General features: G+C 64.1%; 2 protein-coding genes and 1 pseudogene. All 3 read left to right on the top strand.

Translation table 11 applies throughout. The features are described 5' to 3' along the window. Nucleotides 1-589 (top strand): tetratricopeptide repeat protein (locus tag MOV75_RS36370; RefSeq protein WP_247007796.1); only part of this gene is annotated, 589 nt, incomplete at its 5' end. 145 nt (nucleotides 590-734) lie between these two features. Next, nucleotides 735-1,406 (top strand): OmpA family protein, encoded by a 672-nt coding sequence (locus MOV75_RS36365; protein ID WP_247007793.1) that lies wholly within the window; start codon nucleotides 735-737, stop codon nucleotides 1,404-1,406. A gap of 158 nt (nucleotides 1,407-1,564) precedes the next feature. Then, nucleotides 1,565-1,913 (top strand): annotated as a pseudogene (locus tag MOV75_RS36360) (efflux transporter periplasmic adaptor subunit); the annotation flags it as partial.

Genomic DNA, 1,913 nt, shown 5'->3' with positions numbered 1-1,913 from the left:
CCTGCCGCCACCGCCACCGCCACCGCCGGTGAAACCGATCGACCCGGCTCCAGCGCCGAGCACGGACAGCGGGCCGAGTGCTGCCGCCCTGGCCGACGATCCCACGATCAAGAGCCTGACCTCCAAGATTGCCGCCAATCCGGACGACGTGAACGCGCTGTACCGGCGTGGCCAGGTCTATGCCAGCAAGGGTGCCTACAACCTCGCCATCAAGGATTTTGACGACACGCTCCGGATCAATACCAAGGATGTCGAGGCGCTGAATAACCGCTGCTGGACCCGCACCGTGGTCGGCGACCTCCAGGGCGCGCTGAAGGATTGCAACGAGGCGCTGCGGCTGCGGCCGAACTTCGTCGATGCGCTGGATAGCCGGGGGCTCGTCAACCTCAAGTCGGGCGCGGTCAAGAATGCCATCGCCGATTTCGATGCGGCCCTGAAGATCAACCCGCGCCTGACCTCCTCGCTCTATGGGCGCGGCCTCGCCAAGCAGCGCAACGGCTCCGCCCAGGAAGGCGCGCTCGATATCGCCAACGCCAAGGCGATGGATCCGAACATCGTTCAGGAGTTCGCAAGCTACGGAGTGCGTTGATATTTTTTTGGGTTGAGGCGGTCGAAGCCTCGAACCTTGAACAGCCCAAGGAAGACTAATGGGCGGATGTCGCAACAGGTCTTTTCCGAGACCTATTGCTGGAAATTTGGAAGCACGCAAGCTGGCTGCGCAGGAGGGACTGGCTATGAGATTGGCTGCAAAGGGACTGACCGCGATCCTGTCCATCATCACCATCGGTGCCGCTCTGTCGCTGCCGACCTCGTCCGCCTTCGCCGGCGAAGAAAGCAACAGCAAGAACGTGACTGAGGACGAGATCGTCCGCGCGCTGGCGCCGGCGCCGAAAAAGGCTCTGACCCGCGGCCTCTCGATCGCCCCGCAGGCCGATCCCGCGCCGAACGCGGCGGAGACCAAGTTGATCCAGTCCGTTCGGGGCCGCTCGACGCGCTCGCTGTCGTCGACCGAACGCGAGGAAATCGCCTCAGTCGCCAAGGACAAGCCGAACATCGATCTCGAAATCACCTTCGACTACAACTCGGCCAATATCAGCGCCAAATCGATGCCCTCCGTGCAGGCGCTCGGCCGCGCGCTGACGAGCCCCGACCTGAAGGGCTCGACCTTCGTGGTCGCGGGCCACACCGACGCCGCCGGCGGCGAGACCTACAACCAGGACCTGTCGGAGCGCCGCGCGGATTCGATCAAGCGCTACCTCGTCGACAAGTACAGCATCTCAGCAACCGACCTCGTCACCGTCGGCTACGGCAAGAGCAAGCTGAAGGACCCGAGCCAGCCGATGGCGGAGGCCAACCGCCGCGTGCAGGTCGTCAACATGGAAAACAAGACCACCGCATCGAAGTGAGCACGACGTAATCCTTTGCAGTGACAAGTCGTGATGTGGTGTAAAGTCTCGCTTCCAAAGCGCGTCCCGCAGCCTTGCGGGACGCCGCTTCGTTTCAGGGAAACGCTCTCGATGGGCCTCGCGCGGACGGCCGTGAGCCAGGCCAGGATGATCCGGCGATGAACCTCTCCGAATATCTCAAGCCTGCCGGCACCGTGGTGTTCGTCGTCGCGCTCGGCGTCGGCTATTATCTGTTCGAGCATCGCAAGCGTCCCGAGCCGAAGGAGACGCAAAGCGAGGCGCTCGTCATCGTGACGAAGTCGACCAATGCCTGCTTCTCGGACCTCGTGCGGGTGACCGGCTTCTTCGTGCCGCGCCGCGAGGCCGTGGTCATCGCCGATCAGGAGGGATCCAGGGTCACCGACCTCCTGGTCACCGAAGGCGCCGTCGTCGCCGACAACCAGGAGCTGGCGCGCCTGACTGCGCCGCCGCAGATCCCGGGTCAGCCGCAGCGACCCGGTCCGCAAG

This window comes from Bradyrhizobium sp. PRIMUS42, from assembly GCF_023006515.1.
Taxonomy (GTDB): Bacteria; Pseudomonadota; Alphaproteobacteria; order Rhizobiales; family Xanthobacteraceae; genus Bradyrhizobium.
This window is presented reverse-complemented; position numbering and strand designations above follow the sequence as displayed.

Coding starts and splice junctions, on each gene's coding strand:
- MOV75_RS36365 (WP_247007793.1), top strand. CDS start 735: ATGAGATTGGCTGCAAAGGGACTGACCGCGATCCTGTCCATCATCACC.